The organism is Nocardia macrotermitis, assembly GCF_009604405.1.
GTDB lineage: Bacteria > Actinomycetota > Actinomycetes > Mycobacteriales > Mycobacteriaceae > Nocardia > Nocardia macrotermitis.
Window position 1 is genome coordinate 58220 of the sequence record NZ_WEGK01000001.1, and the last position, 21190, is coordinate 79409.

Below are 21190 nucleotides of genomic sequence, written 5' to 3' on the forward strand. Positions count from 1 at the left end.
TATGTGCGCACTCATGCACATATAATGGGCGGGTGTCATCTCCTCGATCCGCAGGCCCCGCACTGACGTTGTTCGCCCAACGTGACTACCGGCATCTGTTCGGCGCACAGCTGGTGGCGCTGTTCGGCAACGGCCTGACCACCGTCGCATTGGGTCTGCTCGCCTACCAGCTGGCAGGTCCGCGCGCGGGTGCGGTGCTGGGCACGGCGTTGACGATCAAGATGGTCGCCTACGTGCTCATCGCGCCGCTGGCCGGCGCCTGGGCGGACCGGGTGCCGCGACGGCTGGCGCTGGTCGGTCTCGATCTGGTGCGGGCTTCGGTGGTGGTGCTGCTGCCGTTCATCGGACAGGTTTGGCAGATATATGTGCTGATCGCCGTGTTGCAGTCGGCATCGGCCGCGTTCACCCCGACGTTCCAGGCGGTACTGCCCGACATCCTGCCCGATGAACGCGACTACACCCGGGCCCTGTCGTACTCCCAACTGGCCTCGAGCCTGGAGTCGCTGCTGAGCCCCCTCTTGGCCGCCGCGCTGATCGGGGTCGTGTCCTTCCACTGGCTGTTCACCGGCACCGCCGCCGGATTCCTGATCTCCGCGTCGCTGGTGGTCTCGAGCCGAATTCCCGATGCCGTACGCCGGGCCACGAACACCGCCGTGGTCGACCGGATCCTGGCTGGCGTGCGGATCTTCACCGCCACACCGCGCCTGCGCGGCCTGCTGGGCCTGAATCTCGTTGTGGCAGCGGCCGGTTCGATCGTCATGGTCAACACCGTGAACCTCGTCCAGCAGACCCTGAACCGCTCCGAATCCGACGTGGCGTGGCTACTGGCCGCCAACGGACTCGGTGTGATCATCGTGGCCCTGTCGGCGCCGCGCCTGCTGGAACGGATCGCCGAACGCACCGTCATGCTCGGCGGGGCCGGGGTATTGCTCACCGCGATCCTGGCCGCGCTCGCGATCTCGACCGCGGGTGGCGGCGACTGGCGCTGGCCGGTCCTGTTCCCGATCTGGGCGGCGATCGGCGCGGGCACCGGCCTGGTCCTGACCCCCACCGGACGAGTGCTGCGCCGCTCGAGCAGCGCCGAAGACCTCCCCGCGGTCTTCGCCGCCCAGTTCTCCCTGTCCCACGCCTGCTGGCTGCTGGCCTACCCGATCACCGGCTGGCTCGCCACCACCGCCGGTTTCACCACCACCTGGACCGTGCTGACGATCCTGGCCGTGCTGGGCGCGAGCGTCGCGATCACCCGCTGGCCGCGACGCGACGCCGAACCGCTCCCCCACGTTCACGAATTCGGCACCGACCCAGCACATCTCACCGACGCGCGGGTGTTGCCCGACGGCAGCCACGTCCACGCCCATCCCATCGTCATCGACGCCGATCACCGTTCCTGGCCCGCGGCAGGCAAGCTCGTCAGCCGATGATCCCCCTCAACCACTGAGCCGAGCACCCGAGTCGAATCCCCAAAGCGCCAGTGTGAGAAGCAGATTCACGCAGATCATCACCGTGATACTCGCCCGCATCGCACGTCCCGCCGCCACCCCGACCCCCTCGGGTCCGCCGGTCGAGTAGTACCCGTAGTAACACTGGATGGTCGTCGTGATAATCACGAACACAACGGCTTTCGCCAGCGAGTACACGATATCGGTGCCGCTGAGCACCATCCGGAAGTAATGCTCGTATGTCCCCGGCGTCTGACTGCCCGCGACCCCGATCGCGATCTGGACGGCGACGAAATTCATTGCCAGACAGACCAGATACAGCGGCACGATCGCCGCCACCGCCGCCATCAGCCGGGTGGTCACCGGATACGGGATGGACCGGATGGCCAACGTCTCCATCGCATCGATCTCCTCGGAGATCCGCATGGCTCCCAGCTGCGCGGTGAACCGGCACCCGGCCTGCGAGGCGAACGCGATCGAGGCCATGATCGGCGCGAGCTCACGGGTGGAGGCGGTCGCCGAGATCAACCCTGTCGCCGGACCGAGCCCCAGCAGTTTCAACGCGCTGTAGCCCTCGATGCCGACCAGCGCACCCGCGCTCGCACCGAGCACGATGATGATTCCGGCCGTCCCGCCGCCGACGATCAGCGACCCGTTCCCCCACGCCACCACCGACACCAGACGCAGGAATTCGTTCCGATAGTGCCGCAGCACAACGGGAATCGAGACGATCGCCCGCACGAAGAAGCGTCCCATGTGCCCGAACCGCATGATCAGCCGCAGCGGCGCGGCCCCCGCCCGCACGAGACCGCCGAGCCCGATCGGATAGTACGGCGCCGCCATCGCTACAGCGCCTCACGCGGGAACAGCAGGGTGTAGATCTCGGTGAAACCCACGTTCACGACCATGAGCAGCACGATCGAGGCGACGACCGCGGCGTTCACCGAATCCGCCACGCCACTGGGACCGCCCTTGGTGCTCAACCCCTTCTGACACGCGACGACGGTCACGATCAGCCCGAACACGACCGCTTTCACCACCGCGAGATACATATCCCCGATCGTGGCGAAGGAGGAGAACGTCGCCACGAAACTGCCCGGCGTCCCGCCCTGGACGTAGACGTCGAACAGATATCCGGCGATGAACCCGACGAAGGCGCTCAACCCGGTCAGCCCGACCGCGACCACCACCCCGGCCGCCACCCGCGGCACCACCAGTCGGTGGATCACCTCCACTCCCATCACGGTCATCGCGTCGATCTCCTCGCGAATCGTGCGCGACCCCAGATCCGCGCAGATCGCCGAGCCCACCGCCGCGGCCAGCAGCATCGCCGTCACGACCGGCGCGGCCTGGCGGATGACGGCCAGACCACTCGCCGCCCCCGCGAGCGAACTCGCCCCGACCTGTCCGGCGATCAATCCGAACTGAATGGACAACGTCGCGCTGATCGGCAGTGCGACCGCGATCGTCGGCACGTACGAGGTCTTCACCATGAACGCGGCCTGCTGCACGAATTCGCGAAATACGAACCGGCCCTTCACGATATCCGTGATCAGGTACTGCACCGCGCGCACCCCCAGGACGAATTGGGAGCCGACGGTATCGAGCGAGGCGATCGGATGACGCCGCAGATAACCGCGCCCCCATCCGGTGATATCGGTTGCCGTGAACGTCATCAGGCCATCTCCACCTTCGAAGCCAGCCACCGGCCGCCGACCGATCGCATCGTCATGATGATGCGGCTGCGGTCGATCCGCGGATCGGGGCTCACGGTGTTGGTGATCTCCTGATCGACGAACAACATGACCACGACCTGATCCGTCGAGGCGCTCCGCACACTCGCGTCCACGACCTTGCCGACGCTGCGGGCCTTGTTGTCGATCAGCATCTTCTTCAGCTGAGCACTCGATTGCGAGTACATGTTCTTGAAATCGCCTGTGGCACCGTCCAACACGTGGGTGTAGTCGTCGTCGATGTGCTGGGAATCGATACTGGTGAGGGTGACCGCATAGGTTTGCGCGGTGGACAGCGCCTGCTGCGCCGCGGTGTCCACGGCGTCGCGATTGCTGAGTTTCCAGCCGAAAACTCCTGCCAATACCGAGGATACGATAGCGACGACGATGATCAGGGCGGCGCAGGATCGCCGCACCCACCGTTTCGAACCGCGGGGTCCCGGGTCGGATCCTGCTGCCTCCGAACCATTTCCGAGCTCCGCACCGTCGCCGTTCTCATATTCGCCGCTCGCGCCTCGAGCTCCGCCACGCCCGCCGGTCGTGCCGTCGGCCCCCGCACGTTCGCGGCCCGCACGTTCATGCTCATCGGCATCGTGAGCAACCTCTTCGCACTCGGCGGCTTCGAGCCCGGCACCCTCCCGTCGGCCAGCCGGAAGTCTGTCACCCTCGGGCTCTGCTCCTCCGGAACTCTCGGTGACGGCCGGCTCCGGATCGGCCTCCGAGACCTCCGGCCCCGGCTTCAACTGCGATGTCGACATCGGTCCACTCCTGAAATATGTTGCCGGGAAGGTTATTTCGGTGGAAGGTAGGGCTCGGGTACGCCGCCGTAGGGCGTGGGAATCGACCATCGTCCCTGCGGTGTCGGATCGGTGGTGGCGAGCGGGTTCACGCCGGGCGGCAGCTGGGCGGTGTCGTCGCCGGGCGGCTGCGGCGCGTTGCGCGCACCGCGCACCACCAGGCTCGGGTCCGGGTCCGTGCAGAAGGTGTACAGATACGGCTCGGGGTAGTTCGGCACGGTGATGGGTTTGCGGGGCAGGTTGTAGTCGCATTGTTTGCGGGGGTACAGATTCACCAGCGCCCACACCGCGTTGTCGTGAAATGCCTTGGCCAGCGCGTCGACCGCCGAGCCCGGACGTTGTTGCGGGAAGAAGAATTCCCGCATCGCCGGGACGTGCAGATACGACATCTGCGCGACGGTGGCGAGATTGCCGAGCAGTTGCACCATCGTGGGCGAGTTGTCCGCGATGATCTGATCCATCGCATGCAGCGCCCGCGGACTCTCGCTGACCAGCGTCCGATATCCGCCGGTCATCCGGTCCACCCCGGCGGCGGTCCGATCCAGGTTCGCGACGGTCGCACCCAGCCCCGGGGCCAGATCACGCACCGTCGAGAGCACGATCTCGCTGTTGTGCAGCAGCCCGACCGTCTGCGGCAGCACCGACCCCAGGGTCGTGATCAGGAAGGTGCCGCCCTGGATGATCGCGGCCAGTTTCTCCGGGGCCTGCGGACTGCCGCCCAGTTCGTGCACGATGGACGCGAGTTTCGCCGGATCCAGTTGTACGACAGCGCCGTTCATATCGCCGAGCAGTTGCGCGAGGGTCACCGGTGAGGAGGTCCGGTCGGCGCTCACCGTCGCGCCGTCGTGCAGATACGGTCCCGCCGAGGTTTGCGGGACGAAATCCAGGTACTGCTCACCGGCGGGTGAGAGCGCGGCCACCCGGGCGGTGCTGTCGGCCGGTATCCGCACCGAACTGTCGATCGCGGCCACCGCCACCACGACGCCGTCGGCGATATCCACGGATCTCACCTCACCGACCCGCACGCCGCGCACGGTCACATCCCGGTTCGGTTGCAGCCCACCCGATTCCGCGAAGCGCACGCGCACGACGTACGTCGATCGGAACGGATCCGCCTGTAACGACCCGAAAACCAGGTAAGCGGCCCCCAGCACCGTCGTCAGCACCAATGCGAGCCACGAAACGGTCAGCCGGTGTCCCGCAAGGTATTTCGCAGCCGTGCTCATTCGTTCACCGAGCCCCCGCCGCCGCGCGTTCACCGTCCGGGCCCGATCACTCGATCGCGCAAGCGCTGCAACGTATATGCCAGTGATCCGACGAAATTCGCCCAATCGGTCTGCTCCGGAATGCGGGCCTGATCGTTCCCCGGAAAATTCGGATCGGGTACCGCACCGATCGCGATCTTGGTGACGTCCGCGTCCGCACCCGCACCGGTGGACGAAGCCACTTTGCCGCCGACGATCCCGATCGATGCGTTCAGTACGTTCAGGTCGAGTCCCGGCTGATTGGCGGCGGCGTTCAATCCGGCCGACAGATTGTTCATATCCGTGATGAGACTGCGTTTTCCGGTCCCGTTCACCGACGGAAACTTCTCCAGTTCCCCGGCGATCCGGCTCAATCGGGCCGCGAGATCGACGATGTTCTGCGTATTGTCACCGACAGCTTGCACGGCCGGACCCGCCGCGGCCACCGCCGCGTTCACCGTCGACTGCTGCGCGGCGATGGTATCGGTCAGCGCCCCGGTGTCGCGGATCGCGGCCCGAATCTGATCGGACCGCTGCGACAGCGTGTGCACCAGGGTCGAAGTCTGGGAGATCAAGTCCGCCAAGCGATTTCCGCGACCGCCCAGATCAGCCCCGAGCCCGTTGACGACCTTCGCCAGATCGCGGACCGCGCCGCCGTTCACCAGCAGCGCCGCCCGGCTCAGGACCGCTTCGATAGTCGCCGCGTCCGAGGTCGAGGATTCCGGGATGACCGAACCATCGTGCAGCAGTGCGGATCCCGCGCCGTCGGGTGGTGTCAACGCGACGAAGACATCGCCCATCGGTGTGGCCGAACGCAATTCGGCCGTGGTGCCGACGGGCAGCTCCACACCCGACCGAATACGCAACGAGACCACAGCGGTGAAATCACGCGCACGCATATCCTCGACCTCACCGATATCCGCGCCCTGCAACTTGACCTTGGCCTTGGTCGGCAGATTGAGCGCATTGGCGAAATTCGCGGTGATCAGGTAGCTGTGCGCGCCGACCGACGGGGCGGGCAACGGCAGTGAATCCAGTCCCGCCGAACACGCCGTCGTCGTGAGCGCACCGGCCATCGCCGCCGCGCTCAGTCCGCGCCGAAGACGCTGTCCGCCAGTCATTTCCGCATCCCTGCGATTCCGGCCAACATCGCGGTGACCCCGAAATCCGGGCCCATGTCCGACGCCTTTCCGGTCGCGCATCCCAGCTGTTTCAGTTGCAGTAGATTGCACACCTGTTTCACCATCTGGCCGTCGAGCGCGATCTTGTCGATGTTCACGTGCACGCGTCCGGCACCGGCCTGCTGATCGATCGCGTTGTAGGCGTTGTCGGTGACGAGCGGGAACAGGTCCAGGAATTCGCCGATACTGCCCTGATAGTCCGCCAGACTCCGCAGCAGTACGTTCGCATCGGAGGCGGTGCCGGACAGCGTGCCGCGTTCGGCCTGCATGAGATCCGCTGTCTGCGTGAGGATCTGGTCCAACTTGGTCCCGGTGTCCCCGGACCCGAGGTTCAACTCGGCGAGCATATCGCTCATCTGGTGGACGGCCGCGGCGAAGGAGCGGACCTTCTGGTCGTTGGTCGCGGCGGTGGCGGTCAGCGAGTTCAGATCGTTCACGATCCGCGTGATGGCATTCCTGCTCGCCGCCCCGCCGTCGTCACCCATGCGCAGCGCACGGGACAACTCGTCCAGCGCGGCCTTGATATCCCCGCCGTTGTGTGCGGTCGTCGACGCGCCGAGATCGACCATATTCGCCAGGGGCCCACCGCCCTTGCCGTCTCCGCCGAGCGCACGGGACAATCTGTCGGCGGTGGACAACAGGCTGTCGAATTCGACCGGCGTGCGCGTCCGCTCGACCGGCAGCACGGTGCCGTCACGCAATACCGGCCCGGTCCGGTAGGCGGGGGTGAATTCGATGTGCCGATCGGTGAGCACCGAATCCGAGACCGTCACCGCCTTCGCAGTCGCCGGAATCCGGATCGCCCGATCGACGGTCATCCGCACCTCGACGAAATCACCACGCTCGGTGATGCTGTCGATCCTGCCGACCCGAATACCGAGCACCTCCACCGGATTTCCGCTGTACAGCCCGGCCGCATCGGCGAATTGCGCTGTCACCGTGATGGTTCCACTGCCCAGCTGGCTCAGCGGCACGCTCGCCACACCGAGCACCGCGGCCACCGCGACGAGAACCGCGGCCTTCACCCACCGCGGCACATCCGCGATCCGCGCCGCACTCATCGGCATTCCTCCGAATACGGCGAGATGTGCACCTGCGGTGCGCGTCCCACGAGTGTGCACATGAACGAATCGAGGAACGCTCCGGACGAGGCGGTCGCGTCCAACTCGGGCCCGGTGCCGGTGAGATTGGCCCAGGACCGCCACGGAACCGGCAGGGCCTGAAGGATATTGCGCAACAGATCGTCGTGCCTGCTCAGCATGGCGGTGATCTCCCGCAAATTACCAAGCAGCGCACGGATTTCGGGCTGATCCCGCACAGCCAGCGGGGTGAGCCGGTCCACGAGTGTCGTGGTGGCAGCGACCATGGACTCGATCGCCTGTTTGCGGGCCACGAGTTCGCGCAGCAGGTCTCCGCCCTGACCGAACAGGACTCCCAGATCGGCCTGCTGGCTGTTCAGCACGCCGGTCAGCTTGCTGGTGGCCGTCAGCAGCGTGCCGATCTGGCCGCGTCGTTCGGCGATCACCGTCGAGAGTGTCCGGACGTTCTGCAGCACCGACGGAATCAGCGCGGGCAGCCCGTTCAGCTTGCCGGTCAGATCCGTCAGCGCCTTGGCCACCTGGTCCGCGTCGACCTGGTCGAAGGTCGTCGTGGCGTCGGCGAGCGCCGATTCCAGATCGTAGGGAACACCGCTGTGCTGCAAGGGAATCCGATTCGAATCTCCGGAACCGGCCGGATCGAGTTCGACGTAGCGGTTGCCCAGCAGCGTTGTGAGTTTGATCGCGGCGGTGGTATCCGCACCCAGATGCACCGAGCGATGGATGCTCAGCGTCACCGCGACATGACCGTCCGCGAGCCGGATCGTCGTGACCTGCCCGACCGGCACCCCGGCGATGGTCACCCGGTCCCCCGCGCCGAGCTGCGCCGCCTGCGCGAAATCGACCCGCACATCCCGGTCCCCGAAATTCATCGAATTGACCACCAGGGCGATCACGATCGCCGCCGTCAGCCCGCCGAGTGCGAGCAGACCCAGCGACACCCGGTTGTATTCTTCGAGTGGCTTTGCCCGCCAACGGAATCCGCGCATCCGCCTCACCTGCACTTGGCCGTATGCTTGACGACTCCGCCCGGAGTCAGCGCCGCCAGGATGCCCGGAATCAGCGGCGACATCCCAGGTGCCAGTGAGAAGGTCACATCGCAGATATCCGCATCCGCGTATCCGCCCTCCTGGGTGATGCGAGCCAGACCCTTCAGAATGAGCGGCAGGTTGAAACCCATCACACCGAACTTGTATTTGTTGTCCAGAAGATGTTGCGCGAAGCCCGGATTCCGGTTCAGGAACGCCTCGAGCGCGGGCTGATCGGTATCGACGATCCGCGCGACCCGATCGACCGCCTGCGAGAGATGATCCACCGAACCCAGTAGCGAGTCCTTGTTCCGTTGCAGCCCTTCGAATATCGCGCGCGTCCGGCCGATGACGGTGGTGAGGTCGCCGCTCTGCGCGGCGAGGCCGTCGACGATCGTGGTGAGGTTCGTGATCACCTGTCCCAGCACCTGATCGGGCCCGGCGAAGGATTGCGCGAGCTGGGTGGTCTCGGCGACCAGGGCGGTCAGCGAACCGTTGTCGCCCTGTAGCGCCTTGATCAGCGCCTGGGTGATGTTGTCGACCGCGCTGCGATCCAGGGTGCCGAACAGCGGCTCGAATCCCTCGAGCAGCTTGGAGATATCGAAGGACGGTTCGGTATTCGCGACCGGGATGACCGCACCGGGTCGCAGCGCCACCGGGTTGCCGCGCGTGCCCCGGGACAGGCCCAGATATCGCTGCCCGATCAGATTCTGATACGTCACCGAGACGACCGTGGTGCCGAAAAGTGTTTGCTCACGCTGGATTTCGAATCCCACCCGGGCCCGATTGCCGTCGAGTTCGATCGAGTCCACCCGGCCCACCCGCACCCCGGCCATCCGGACATCGTCACCGGTACTCAACCCCGACACATCGGTGAACACGGCCGAATACTTCGCCGTCGCCCCGCTCACGCCGCGTTCGAGGGTGACGATGACGGTCCACGACAGCAGTGCCGACACGATCACGAAAACGACCAGGACCAGCAGCGACCGTCGATAACTCACCGCGCGCCCCCGCTCGGATCGGCGGTGACCGTGACTTTCGCCCCGCGAGCCAACGGCCCGAACAGGATGTCGGCGGCCGCATTCGGTGTCCCGCCGAGAATCTCGGCGATCTGCCGCTGTTCGGTCGCACTGCCGGCCGGGCCGATATCGGTCGCCGACCGATCATCCGGACGAAACGCACTGGGCTGCACGGCATTCGACGCAGAGCCGGGTGCGGTCGAACAACTGGTCCCCACCAGGGCTCCGTAACGCGGACAGTCCGCGCGGGTGTACTGCCGGTTCGGGGTCAACTGCACGATCACCTTCGCGGTAACCCGCTGCACCCGCGGATCGAAGGTGTGGTTGAACTTGTCGCTCATCCGGATCACCGAACTGCTGATCTGCGGGAAGTGGCTCGCCCCGTCGCCCAGCACGTCCAGCGCGGGCGACAGGTTCGAGGTGATGAAGATCAGCCGATCACTGTTGTGTCCCAAGGCATTTCCGACCGTGTCGAAGGTGTGCGCACCACCGGTGAGCAGAGCGGTCAGCTGCTCCCGTTCCCGGGCGACCGTCAGCATCGGCCCGACGGTGTGATGCAGCGTGTCCAGCAGTTCCGGCGCGGTCACCCGCACCTCGCGCAGCGCGGCCGAGAGCGCGTCGAGCGCGGAGGGAGCAGCCTGGACCGAGATCACCTTGTTCAGCTCGATGACGATCTCGCGCAGTTGCGCGCCCGCGTCCGCGAGCGAGGCCCCGCGCCCCGAGGTGGCCTCGGCCAGCGTCTCCAGCATCCCGACGGCGGTATCGGTCTGATCCCGGCCCACTGCGGCCAGGATCCGGCGCAGCTGATCCAGCGAGGTCTGCAACCGCACGGTCGCCCGGCTGTGATCCTGCCGGATCAGCTCACCGCCGGTCACCGCGGCCGCGGATCCGTTGTACAGCAACTGAATCGACGGCACGGCGAACACGTTGCTCGGCACCACCCGAGCTGTCACCGACCGCGGGATCTGCCCGGCATAGCGCGGATCGAGTTGAATGCGCACCGCGTTCATACCCGGCTCGGACGCGGGCGCGACCCCGGTCACCAGCCCGACCCGCACGCCCAGATACTTCACATCCGATTTCGCGGGCAGCCCGTCGCCGACATCGGCCAGTATCGCGGTGACCGGCACGGTGCGTCGGAACGCGCCGCGCGAGACCTCGACCATCGTCGTGGCCACCCCGGCCACGACGATCAGGAAGCAGATGCCGCTGAGCAGCAGCCGCCACGCCGAGGGCCCGCGCCCGTCGGGCTCGAACAGAATGGACACCGGTCACTCGCTCCCGTGCCCGCGACGCACTCTCACGATGCCGGACCTCCGAGCGAAATCGCCAGTGTCGGACAGGCATCCACGGCCATGCGTACTTTCGGCTCGAGGTCCGCGGGTGGATTCGGCTGCACGACGGCGGACAGGTCGTCCGCACCGACCTCGAAGACGGTCGGCGCGATACTCGCGCACAGTGCGTGGCCCTCACACCTGCGCGGATCGATGTGTATCTCCATGATTTCCTCCGAAATACCGATCACGCCGACCGGTCAGATGTACAGACCGCCGTTGACGCCGATCAGCTGCCCGGTGACGAAACCCGCACTGTCCGAACACAAGTACGCGCACGCGGCCGCCACGTCCTCGGGCGTGCCGACCCGCCGCACCGGCGTCATCGGCGCGATCACCTCCACACCCGGGAAGAACCCCGCCGCGGTGGCCTGCTGCGCCATCGGCGTATCGATGATCGAGGGCGGAATGCTGTTGACGGTAATGCCTTTCGGCGACAGTTCCGCCGCCAGCGCCTTGGTCAGGCCGATGACGCCGCCCTTGGAAGCGACGTAGTGCGCCATGTTCTTCGCGCCGGATTGCGCACTCGAGGAGGAGATCGTCACGATGCGTCCCCAGCCCGCGGCGACCATATCCGGAACAACGGCCTGAATACACGCGAAGGTGCCGTTCAAATTGACCGCCAGAATGCGATTCCACTGCTCCCGGGTGATCTCCTCGAACGCGGTGTACTCCTCCACCCCGGCGCTGGTGACCACGATCTGCACCGGCCCGAAGTCCTTGCGCACCAGGCGAACCGCCGCCGCCACCGCTTCGGCGTCGGCCACGTCCACCTGATAGGCGACCGCGCGCAGACCGTCGGCCACCAGTTCGGCCGCCGCCTTCCGCACGGCCTCACCGCTCAGATCGAACAGCGCTACCCGGTGGGATTCCCGCGCAAGCTTTCGCGCAATCGCCAGGCCGATGCCCGAAGCAGCACCACTGACAATTGCCACGCGTGACGAATTCTCCCCGCCATCGTTCCCGTCCATCGGTTGTCCTCGCTCGTCATTTCGCGTCCGTGCCGACCGGAGTGAATTCGATGTGCAACGAACTCAAACCGCGCAGGACATAGGTCGGCTCGTAGCCGAAATTGCGGGCGCCCGCCGGGCCGTGGTCGGTCTCGGAGATCCGGATGTCCCGCATCCGGTGCAGGATCCGTTCGAAGCTGACCCGAGATTCCATGCGCGCCAACGGACCTCCCGGACAGGTGTGGATGCCGCGGGCGAACGAGATGTGCTCGCGGGCGTTGGGCCGATCGAGCACGAACTCGCCCGGATTCTCGAAGCGCGACGGATCGCGGTTCGCCGCGCCGGGCAGCACCATGACCATGCTGCCCGCCGGAACCTCCACGCCGCCCAGCGTGGTGGCCTCGCAGGCCAGCCGGAAATCGGTCTTGACCGGTGCTTCCAGCCGCAGGCATTCCTCCACGAAACTGCCGATGCGGTCGATGTCCGCGCGCAACTCGTCCTGGAGTTCCGAGTTCTCCGCGAGCACCCGCAGACCGGCGGTCATGAGTTTGGCGGTGGTCTCCTGTCCGGCGGCGAACAGGAACGAGGCCAGGTGCACCAGATCTGCGACCTCCGGCAGCGAACCGTCCGGGAATCGCGCGGATGCCAAGGCGGACAACACGTCCGAGCCTGGTTCGCGTCGCCGTTCGGTGAGGTAGCCGGTGAAGCGTTCGGCCAGGAATTCCAGCGGATTGCCGACCATCACCTCGTCGTCGATCGCGCCCGGCGGCGTGGTGTTCGACAGCACCCGCCGGAATTCCAGGAAGTCCTCCTCCGGCACGCCCAGCAGATTGGCGATCACCAGCATGGCGAAGGGTTGCGCGTAGTTGCGCAGGAATTCGACCCGGCCCTGCCCGATGAACTCGTCGAGCATGCGGTCCGCCTGCACCCACATGAATTCCTCGTTCTCCCGCAGGCGGCGCGGGGTGAACAGGGCCTTGAGCAGGTCGCGGTGCATGGTGTGCTTCGGCTGATCGAAGGTGACCATGTGCTCGTGCAGCGGGAACGCCTCGCGGTGTTTCTCGATCAACGCGGCGATATCGCCCTCGGCCGGATCGAACGGCAGCCCCGGAAACGGGCCGGTCGGGGCGATGCAACTGGAGAAGGTCTCGTGCTTGCGGTAGACCTCCACGGCCGCGTCGTACCCGGTCACGGCCAGTACGCCGTGGTGCGGCTCGCGCGCCACCGGACACCGCGCCCGCAGCGATTCGAAGTAGGGGTAGGGGTTCTCGACAATCGATTTGTCGGTGAAGAAGTCGATCTCATCGAACATGCTCACGACGGACTCCCGGTGATCAGGCAGCATCGGCACGGCCGCCGGACGTCGCGGTCCGCGCCGTCTCGGACGTTGTCCGCACCCGAATGCTAATCAAGTGCTCAGCAATGCTGAGCATATGCTTAGCACACCTCGGCGAGAGCGGTCAAGGTTCACGGACCTGACCAGGGCCGACGTGAGAGCGGTGAAAGTTACTCGTCCACAACCGTTTCCGCGGGCGGGTCACCCAGACGCGCCAGATGCTCGCGGACGAAGGACAGCGTCTCGTCGTGCGCGGTGGTCATCCCGAGCGCGCCTTCCAGCGCCATGGTGCGGGACACTCCGGCCATCACGAAGGCGACCACCTCGGGCGGCCACACCTCCGGATCGATGCGATAGCGCCGCAGCACGGTCCGCACGATCTCGATCTCCGTCTCGCGGAAACGGCGTGAGTACTCCACCAGCGCCTCGCGAATCACCTTGCGGTGGTTGGACAGCGCGACGAACTCCATCGTCAGGGCCCCGCTCGAGGCCGCGTCCAGGTCGAACTGCCACAGCGCGCGCAACGGATTCTCCGCCTCGAGCAGGGTCTGCTGACGTTTGAGCCCCTCCTCGGCCCGCCGCTGGAAGACCGCGAGGAACAACTCGTCCATGGTCCGGAAGTAGTAGTAGACCAGCTGATACTTCAAGCCGGCCTTGCGCGCGACATTGCGCGAGCTGACCGCGGCATAGCCTTCCTCGAGCATGAGCTGCTCCGCCGCGTCCAGCAGTACCGTCCGGTTCTTCGCGTCCGGCGAACCGATCCGCCGTGTCGATGCCATCATCCGACCTCCGAATTCCACGTCACCGAATCCCATGATCGCGGCGCACCTCCGCCGAGGTTCGACCGGGCACCGGTATCCCCGGCGTTCCGACGAGCCCGGCGACACACGGTATCAGCCGGGAAACGTTCCGCCGCGACACCGCGCCCGACTGTTGCGCGACGAGTTACCTCATGAATTCGACTGCGTAACACACCAATTCAGAGGTTCGCCCGCTGCCGCGCCGCATCCGGCCGAAACTCGTTCGGGCATCGGCCCGCGCGAGATCGTCCGCGCAGGTATCGTCGCGATGTCGGCACAGGCGAGGGGCAGGGTGCGAACCATGGGACAGCCGGATTCACCACAGCGCGCGGACCGGACGCGACGCCGCACCGAACAGGCCGCGGCTTTCGATCAGCTTGTGCGGCAATACGACTCGGCGTTCGCGCACCGGCCCGAGCAGGATCGCGCGGTCGCCGGGTTGATCGAGCGGCTGCGCCCCGGGGCGCGGGTGCTGGACGTCGGTTGCGGTACCGGGGTGCCGACCGCGCGGCAGCTCGCCGACGGCGGGCTCGAGGTGGTCGGCATCGATATCTCGCCCGCCACGGTCGCGGCGGCCGCGGCGGCGGTTCCCGAGGCGAGCATCCGCTGCTGCGATATCGTCGATTTCACCGAGACCGGCTTCGACGCCGCCGTCGCGTTCTTCTCGCTGCTGATGCTGCCCCGCGCGGAAATCCCACTGGCGCTGTCGATTCTGCGCGATGCCGTGGAGCCGGGTGGGTACGTTCTGGTCAGTATGGTGGAGGCCGATCTGGACGACACGCCGATCCGATTCCTCACCGCCGATGTGCGGGTCAGCGGCTATCCGCGCGCGGAGCTGCGTTCCGTCGTGGAGCGGGCGGGGTTCGTGATCGAGGAGTTCGAGGCCGTCTCCTATACCCCCGAGGGGCCGGACGCGGTTCCCGAAGTCGAACTGTATGTCCGGGCCAGGCGTCCGTCGAGCGCTGCCAGGTAGCCCGAAACGAGCTGCGCATCAACGAAATCAGCGCGCGTGAGTCGATGCTCAGCCGAAGTCCACGGCCGCGGCCGGGAGGTCGGACCGCGTCTGGTCCATGTCGACTCCTGTTCCCGGCCACAGCCCCGCGCACGGCAGCGGTGGCAGATCGGGATGCAGGTCGTGATCGATGGTGACCGAGGCGTCGGGGTGGGTGCGCATACGTTCGGCGAATTCCTCCGCGACCGCGTGCGGGCACTGGTAGTCCAGCCCGATCCCCACCGAACCGAATTCGATGTGCACATGCCGCCGCGAGGTGCTCAACACGTAGCGGCCCGAATCGACCAGCACCTCTAATGCCGCGGCCCGCGCCGCACACTCGGTGCCCGCGCACGCCCGATGCCGCTGCATGATGCGATGCGCCTCGATGACGCTCAGATCATCCCGCCGAATCGAGCAGGCGATATCCGGACCCGGTAACGAATCGAACGGGCCGCCGTCGGCGCCGTCCTGCGCACCGGCCGATACCGGTGTGGTGGCGACGTCTGCGTGATCGATCGTCGCGGTGGTCGCCCGCGATACGGCCGGGCTCCCGGAACTTTGATAACACATATCGTTCTCTGGCAGGGTGACCGGCTCCGTGCACTCCGTGGACCACACTTCCGGCAGGTATAGCGAAGGAGGCTACACCGGCCTTCGTAGCCCTGTCCAGACAGGAGTCCATTGCTATGACGCCTCATCAGCGGACCGTTTGGTTTCGGACTCGAACCACAATACCGACCCCTTCCCGCCTCCTGACCGGGCGATCCCACATCATGGAACGCTCACGCGCTCACGGCCCGGTGGGCAATCGGCAAAAGACCACGTCACCCCCGGTCCCTGCCCGGGAGAACCGTGTCGGCAATCACATCCGAACGGCCCGTGTGCGGTGCGCCTACCGCCCGAGGAGATGGCGAGCCCGAGGCGGCGGTCGTTATCGTGGAGTGATGAACGAAACCGCGCGGCGCATGTGGGAGCTGCTGGAGCCGTATCACGCGGTCACCTACTTCGCGCACGAATCCCAGCAGGCATGTGAGGCGTTGGGGGCCAAGGGTTTCTGGATGAGCTACTTCGCGCTCCGGGCCGCGCCACTGGGCGCGGTCCCCGCCGAGGTGGTCGTCGCGACGTTCTACAACTTCCACCCGCGCAAGGTCGCCCACGCCATCCCTGCCGCCTGGGAGGCGGCCTCCCCCGCCGACTATCTGCGGGCCCGTCCGGAAAGCGTCTCGCGCATCCTGCACCGCGTCCTCGGCGACGAGATCCATTCACTCCGTATCACCGAAGCCGCCGAGTTGGCTCGCACGGCCGCACTGGCCGCCCCCATCGCCGGACGCCCGCTCGGCGCGGCCAACGCCGCCCTGGACTGGCCGACCGAACCTCACCTGGTTCTCTGGCACGCCCAGACGATCCTGCGCGAGTCACGCGGCGACGCCCACATCGCCGCACTCCTGGCCGGCGGCCTGGACCCCTGCGAGGCCCTGGTCATCTTCGCCGCCGACGGCAAGGTCACCGCCGACCGCGTCCGCACCTCCCGCAGTTGGACCGAACCGGAATGGACCGCGGCAACCACCCGCCTCCGCGACCGCAACCTCCTGAACGACTCCGGCACCCTCACCCCCGAAGGCCACGCCCTGCGCGCCTGGGTCGAATCCCGAACCGACCAAGCCTCCCAGCACCCTTGGAACACCCTGGGCCCCACCGCAACCGCCCACCTGGCCACCCTCGTCCACCCCCTCACCCGAACCATAACCACCAGCGACGCCTTCGCCGAGAACAACCCCATGGGCCTGCCGAAACAGACCTGAACCACTGCGCGCCAACGCATTCACCGGTGTCGGACAGCCAACCGCGCACCGGGACGAGCTTCCGCCGGATTCACACGGTTCGTACATGTCACCAACCGAGCTAACCAGCAGCATCGCCTCGACGCGGGTGTAATCGACTGTCCGGCAGGAGATCCCAGGGCGTGCTGGCGCTGCCCTGATGTCGCCTCTGTGCTGCCACTCGGTTATTGTGCTGTGGCGCAATGGAAGACGGGCTTCCTAGGCTGGGGGAAGGTTCGAGGGAGTCGGCTATGCGGCAGCGGGTTCTGTTTCTTGTGATGGCGGTGCTCGTCGGGGCCTCGGTTTATGACTACAGTCGGAGTTCGGGGCATTACGGGCTGGTGGTTGTGGGTGGGGTGTTCGTCTTGTTCTTGTTGGTGGACAAGGTTATGGGGTGGTGATCGGGCGGAAAGATCACCCGGTGTCGGATCGGTCGAGGTCAGTGGGCAACCATGGAGTCATGGCAACTGCGCTACCCAGCTACGACCAGGTTCTCGCGATACCGGATCCGACCGAGGCGACCGTCACCGCTGACCTCATCGATATGAACGGTCACATGAACGTCGTGCACTACCTGTACCAGGGGTCGGTGGGTGCGGATTCGGTGCTGAAGCGGATCGGGGTCGATCAGACCTACCGGTCGCAGCGGCAGATGACGCTGTTCACCGCCGAACATCATCTGGTGTATCTCAGCGAACTGCGCGAGGGCGACAAGTTCTCGGTGCACACGCGCATCCTCGGCCGCACCGACAAGGCCGTGCACCTGATGACGTTCCTGCTCGACCGCACCCGCGAACAGTTGTCGAACACGCTCGAGATCATGCTCGTCCACGTCGACTTCACCGTCCGCCGCTCCGTCGCGATTCCCGAGGACATCGCCACCGGCCTGGACGATCACATCGCCCGCTCCGCCGCCCTGGACTGGCCCGCGCCCACCTGCGGAGCCATCGCGCTGCGTCGGTGAATTCCGCTGCCCTGCCGTCGCTTTCATCCCGCCGACCGCTGGCTCCGAGCAGTGCCGAAGCCAGCGACCCTCACCGGCTCAACCGTGGTGGCGAACTCTTCGGCAGTTCCGGGCCGATCGCGGTGGAGCTGCCGGGGCGACGTCCACGGCCCCAACCGATCTCACGGCGGTAGCGCCCGACATGTTCGGCGGGGACGGCGCGATCGGGCGGCAAAGGAGTCGATTCGGGATCCACGTAGAGCGCGTCCGCGGGACAGTACGCCTCACACATGAAACAGGTCTGGCAGTCGGATTGCCGTGCGATGAGCGGGATTCCGCCGGGACCGGCATCGAAGACATCGGTGGGGCAGACCTGGATGCAGACATCGCAGGAGACGCAGACCTCCGCCCGGACGAGTTCGATCATCACGCCACCGCCGCGACCGCGGGATGCGGCCGATCGGTACCGGTCCACACCGTGCCGAGTCCACCACTCACGATGTGATGATGCTGTCCCGGATCCTGATCCGGGAAGTCGGCACGTTTGCTCATGCCGCGAGATTCGGTGCGCGCCAAAACCGATCGATACATCAGACGCCCCACTGCGGTGATCGCGGCCGCGCGCCGGGCATGCACCCGTTCAGGACCACTCGTCCCCGCCAGCGCTTCGGCAGCGGTGTGCCACACCGCATCCAGCGCATCGGCCGCACGCTCGATCCTCACGCCGTCCCGCAGATAATTCTTCTCCAACGGCAGCAGCTCGTCCTGCGCTGCCGACAGGATGTCCGCGGCCTCGACAGATCCGGATCCGCTGGGCCGCAATCCCGTTCGTCCGGCACCACGCAGCTCACCGACCACGAGCGAACGATTCCGCAGCGCGTGTCCGGCCGCACCCCGGCCCGCCCAGGTGCCCGAGGACATCGCCCACGCCGCATTGTGACTACCACCACCGGTGAAACCACCGCAGATCCGCTCGCGGGTCGCCGCGTCACCGGCGGCATACAACCCGGGAACCGTTGTCGCGCAATCATCGCCGACGATATCGATACCGCCGGTCCCCCGCACGGTGCCTTCCGCGAGCAGATCCACCTCGAACCGCTGGGTGAACGGATCGATACCGCGACGGTCGAACTGAAGGAAGAAATTGGGCTGCCCCAACCGCATTCGAGCCCGCACCGCCTCGTCGGCACGATCGATCTGCGCGAAAACCCGTTCGTGCAACAGGGTTCGGGCGATCACCGACCGCCCGCGCGCCGAGCCCGCGCCCTCGAGCACCCGCCCGTCCTCGTGGAAGAACGTGGCATAGCCGTAGTACGCGGTCTTGGTGATCGTGGACCCCTTCACCGCGATCCCGTACGCGTTGGAGAACTCCATCCCCGAGAAACGCGCCCCGACCTCGGCCGCCATCAACGCCCCGTCACCGGTGTCCACATTGGTGCCCAACGCCCGGGACAGGAACGCGCAACCGCCGGTCGCCAGCACGACCGCACCGGCGGCGACCCGGTAGTCCCGATCGGCCCGCGACAGATATCCGGCCGCACCGCGCACCGTCCCGGCCGCATCCACCAGCAACTCCAGCGCCGGAGCGTGATCGAGGATACGAATTCCCCTCCGCCGCACCCAGATTCGCATCCGCCGCATATACTCCGGACCCTGTACGCCGGTGCGGATCTCGCGTCCGGTGGCCGGATCCACCGGGAACGGGTAGCGCCCCTCACGCGCCAGCCGCTCCATGTTCTCGTAGGTCTGGTCCAGCACCCGATCCATCCAGTGGTGTTCGGCCAGATATCCGCCGAGTTCCTCCCGGCTCGCCTTCGCCGCCGCACGCGCCGCCGGATCCGGTGCGACATACCAGACTCCGGTTCCGGCCGGTGCGGTCGCGCCGCTGGTCCCGCAGTATCCCTTGTCCACCAGCACGACTTCCGCACCGGAGGCGCGCGCCGCCAGCGCCGCCCAACATGCCGCCGGTCCCCCACCGATCACCAGCACGTCGGTGTGGATCTGCTCCGGATCGCTCATCTGTCTCACTCCTTCGGTGCGCATCGGCTCGCCGCGATTCAGGAATGCCCGGACGCGGGCAGGTCGCGCCACTGCCGGTCGAACCGATCCCCATCATCGATGTCGGCCGGTATCGAGGAAATCCTTACGATCACAGCGATTCTGTGCGCACCGGCGGCCACCGCACCGCGCCGATTTCTCGAATCGACCGGAATTTATCTCCGCCGGGGTCGAATCCGCACAGTTCACCGCATATTTCGGCGGTCCGGCGCGCGGAACACGTCCGGATCGACCGGCACGGGCGCGGGGCATACTTTCGATGTTCGCCACGCCGAACAGATCCGCACCGATCGTGGTCTGCGGCGCGATCCGCCGCAGGGCACGACCACCGACAGGACCGTCCGATGAGCGCCGAATTCCTTTGGTACGTACCGAATCAGTCGATTCCGGGGCACCGGGGCGAGCCGGTCAGCGCCGAGCACAACAGTCTCGATACACTCGCCACCCAAGCGCAGGCGTTGGAGCGGTACGGCTGGCGGGGAGCGTTGGTCGGCACCGGATGGGGCCGGCCGGATACGCTCACCGTCGCGACCGCCCTGGCCGCGCGCACCCGGACGTTCGAACCGCTCGTCGCGATCCGGCCCGGATATTGGCGACCCGCTCATTTCGCCTCCGCCGCAGCGACTCTCGACCAGATCTCCGGCGGCCGGGTCCGCATCAATATCGTCTCGGGATCGGACGACGCGGCGGCCTACGGCGAAACCGAGCCGGAGCAGGCCGACCGTTACGCACGGACCGAGGAGTTCATCCGGCTGGTGCGGCGATTGTGGACCGAGCAGAACGTCACCCATCACGGAAAGCATTACCGCGTCACCGATTCCACCGTGCTGCCCCGAGTCACCGCGCGCGCGGGCAGGCCGCATCCGACGCTCTACTTCGGCGGCGCGTCACCCGCCGCCGCACAGGTCGCCGCGAAAGTCGCTGACGTGCAACTGTTCTGGGGTGAACCGCTCGCCGACATCCGCGACCGCATCGAGCGGCTACAGCAGCTCAGCAAGCGGGACCGCGAACTCCCACCACTGCAATTCGGCCTGCGCGTGACCACCGTCGTGCGCGACACCACCGAACAGGCCTGGGCCGACGCCCGAGCCCGCGTGGCCGAGATGGCGAAAAGCACCGGCGCGGAACTGGATACCCAACGCAGGACCGCCGTCGGCCAACAGCGCCTCTACGATCTCGCGGCCCGCGGCGAGATCCTCGACGACAATCTCTACACCGCGCCCGGCCGCGTCGGCGGCGGTGGCGCGGGCACCACCTGGCTGGTCGGCTCCCCCGACGACGTCGCCAAATCCCTTCGCCGATACCAGGATCTGGGCATCACCCACTTCGTCCTGTCCGACACCCCGTACCTGCGCGAACTCCGACGTCAAGGCGAGCAGCTACTCCCCCTCCTGGCCTGACCCGAGGCGAAAAC

The 21190-nt window shown here is 66.7% G+C and carries 21 protein-coding genes; 5 read left to right on the forward strand and 16 right to left on the reverse strand.

Annotated elements, in window-relative coordinates:
- The first annotated feature begins 32 nt into the window (after nt 1-32).
- A complete protein-coding gene (locus NRB20_RS00260; protein ID WP_319944254.1) occupies nt 33-1421 on the forward strand; it encodes an MFS transporter in 1389 nt (462 codons plus the stop codon).
- Nucleotides 1422-1427: 6 nt separating this feature from the next.
- Here NRB20_RS00260 and NRB20_RS00265 read toward each other — a convergent pair whose 3' ends face one another.
- From NRB20_RS00265 to NRB20_RS00325, 13 genes are all read right to left on the reverse strand, one after another.
- Nucleotides 1428-2282, reverse strand: a complete 855-nt coding sequence (locus NRB20_RS00265; protein ID WP_153407166.1) for an ABC transporter permease — start codon at nt 2280-2282, stop codon at nt 1428-1430.
- Between the two features lie 2 nt (nt 2283-2284).
- Nucleotides 2285-3115, reverse strand: coding sequence for an MlaE family ABC transporter permease (locus tag NRB20_RS00270; RefSeq protein WP_153407167.1), 831 nt, complete (start codon nt 3113-3115; stop codon nt 2285-2287).
- Nucleotides 3115-3534, reverse strand: a complete 420-nt coding sequence (locus tag NRB20_RS00275; protein WP_153407168.1) for an Mce protein — start codon at nt 3532-3534, stop codon at nt 3115-3117. The genes NRB20_RS00270 and NRB20_RS00275 overlap by 1 nt, the downstream gene beginning before the upstream one ends.
- Before the next feature lie 428 nt (nt 3535-3962).
- Nucleotides 3963-5195, reverse strand: coding sequence for an MlaD family protein (locus NRB20_RS00280; RefSeq protein ID WP_153407169.1), 1233 nt, complete (start codon nt 5193-5195; stop codon nt 3963-3965).
- Nucleotides 5196-5224: 29 nt separating this feature from the next.
- On the reverse strand, nt 5225-6334 hold the full coding sequence (locus NRB20_RS00285; RefSeq protein WP_153407170.1) for an MCE family protein: 1110 nt from the start codon (nt 6332-6334) through the stop codon (nt 5225-5227).
- On the reverse strand, nt 6331-7455 hold the full coding sequence (locus NRB20_RS00290) for an MCE family protein (protein WP_153407171.1): 1125 nt from the start codon (nt 7453-7455) through the stop codon (nt 6331-6333). Before NRB20_RS00290 ends, NRB20_RS00285 begins: the two co-directional genes overlap by 4 nt.
- Nucleotides 7452-8480 carry an MCE family protein gene (locus NRB20_RS00295; RefSeq protein WP_153407172.1) on the reverse strand — a complete coding sequence of 343 codons (1029 nt, stop codon included), beginning with the start codon at nt 8478-8480 and terminating at the stop codon, nt 7452-7454. Before NRB20_RS00295 ends, NRB20_RS00290 begins: the two co-directional genes overlap by 4 nt.
- A 5-nt stretch (nt 8481-8485) precedes the next feature.
- Nucleotides 8486-9523, reverse strand: coding sequence for an MlaD family protein (locus tag NRB20_RS00300; RefSeq protein ID WP_319944255.1), 1038 nt, complete (start codon nt 9521-9523; stop codon nt 8486-8488).
- Nucleotides 9520-10809, reverse strand: coding sequence for an MlaD family protein (locus NRB20_RS00305; RefSeq protein ID WP_319944256.1), 1290 nt, complete (start codon nt 10807-10809; stop codon nt 9520-9522). Before NRB20_RS00305 ends, NRB20_RS00300 begins: the two co-directional genes overlap by 4 nt.
- A gap of 32 nt (nt 10810-10841) precedes the next feature.
- Nucleotides 10842-11042, reverse strand: coding sequence for a ferredoxin (locus NRB20_RS00310; protein ID WP_153407173.1), 201 nt, complete (start codon nt 11040-11042; stop codon nt 10842-10844).
- Between the two features lie 33 nt (nt 11043-11075).
- The gene (locus NRB20_RS00315) at nt 11076-11846 is read right to left on the reverse strand and encodes an SDR family NAD(P)-dependent oxidoreductase (protein ID WP_153407174.1); all 771 of its coding nucleotides are present in this window, start codon (nt 11844-11846) and stop codon (nt 11076-11078) included.
- A gap of 16 nt (nt 11847-11862) precedes the next feature.
- Nucleotides 11863-13143, reverse strand: a complete 1281-nt coding sequence (locus tag NRB20_RS00320) for a cytochrome P450 (RefSeq protein WP_319944257.1) — start codon at nt 13141-13143, stop codon at nt 11863-11865.
- 188 nt (nt 13144-13331) lie between these two features.
- Complete coding sequence (locus tag NRB20_RS00325; protein ID WP_153407718.1) at nt 13332-13940, reverse strand: TetR/AcrR family transcriptional regulator; 609 nt, start codon at nt 13938-13940, stop codon at nt 13332-13334.
- 322 nt (nt 13941-14262) lie between these two features.
- Here NRB20_RS00325 and NRB20_RS00330 point away from each other — a divergent pair, with 322 nt between their 5' ends.
- Nucleotides 14263-14934, forward strand: coding sequence for a class I SAM-dependent DNA methyltransferase (locus tag NRB20_RS00330; RefSeq protein WP_153407176.1), 672 nt, complete (start codon nt 14263-14265; stop codon nt 14932-14934).
- Nucleotides 14935-14982: 48 nt separating this feature from the next.
- Here NRB20_RS00330 and NRB20_RS00335 read toward each other — a convergent pair whose 3' ends face one another.
- Nucleotides 14983-15525: a hypothetical protein gene (locus NRB20_RS00335; RefSeq protein ID WP_153407177.1), complete on the reverse strand. Its 543-nt coding sequence runs from the start codon at nt 15523-15525 to the stop codon at nt 14983-14985.
- 374 nt (nt 15526-15899) lie between these two features.
- On the opposite strand from NRB20_RS00335, the gene NRB20_RS00340 reads away from it, so the two are divergent.
- Together NRB20_RS00340 and NRB20_RS00345 are read left to right on the forward strand one after the other, a co-directional pair.
- Nucleotides 15900-16757 (forward strand): SCO6745 family protein, encoded by an 858-nt coding sequence (locus tag NRB20_RS00340; RefSeq protein WP_153407178.1) that lies wholly within the window; start codon nt 15900-15902, stop codon nt 16755-16757.
- Nucleotides 16758-17235: 478 nt separating this feature from the next.
- The gene (locus tag NRB20_RS00345; RefSeq protein WP_153407179.1) at nt 17236-17739 is read left to right on the forward strand and encodes a thioesterase family protein; all 504 of its coding nucleotides are present in this window, start codon (nt 17236-17238) and stop codon (nt 17737-17739) included.
- Nucleotides 17740-17809: 70 nt separating this feature from the next.
- Here the strand turns inward: NRB20_RS00345 and NRB20_RS00350 are convergent, their stop codons facing one another.
- Together NRB20_RS00350 and NRB20_RS00355 are read right to left on the reverse strand one after the other, a co-directional pair.
- Complete coding sequence (locus tag NRB20_RS00350; protein WP_153407180.1) at nt 17810-18145, reverse strand: 4Fe-4S binding protein; 336 nt, start codon at nt 18143-18145, stop codon at nt 17810-17812.
- Nucleotides 18145-19737 (reverse strand): FAD-dependent oxidoreductase, encoded by a 1593-nt coding sequence (locus NRB20_RS00355; RefSeq protein WP_153407181.1) that lies wholly within the window; start codon nt 19735-19737, stop codon nt 18145-18147. Before NRB20_RS00355 ends, NRB20_RS00350 begins: the two co-directional genes overlap by 1 nt.
- Before the next feature lie 383 nt (nt 19738-20120).
- Here NRB20_RS00355 and NRB20_RS00360 point away from each other — a divergent pair, with 383 nt between their 5' ends.
- Complete coding sequence (locus NRB20_RS00360; protein ID WP_153407182.1) at nt 20121-21176, forward strand: LLM class flavin-dependent oxidoreductase; 1056 nt, start codon at nt 20121-20123, stop codon at nt 21174-21176.
- Nucleotides 21177-21190: the final 14 nt, after the last annotated feature.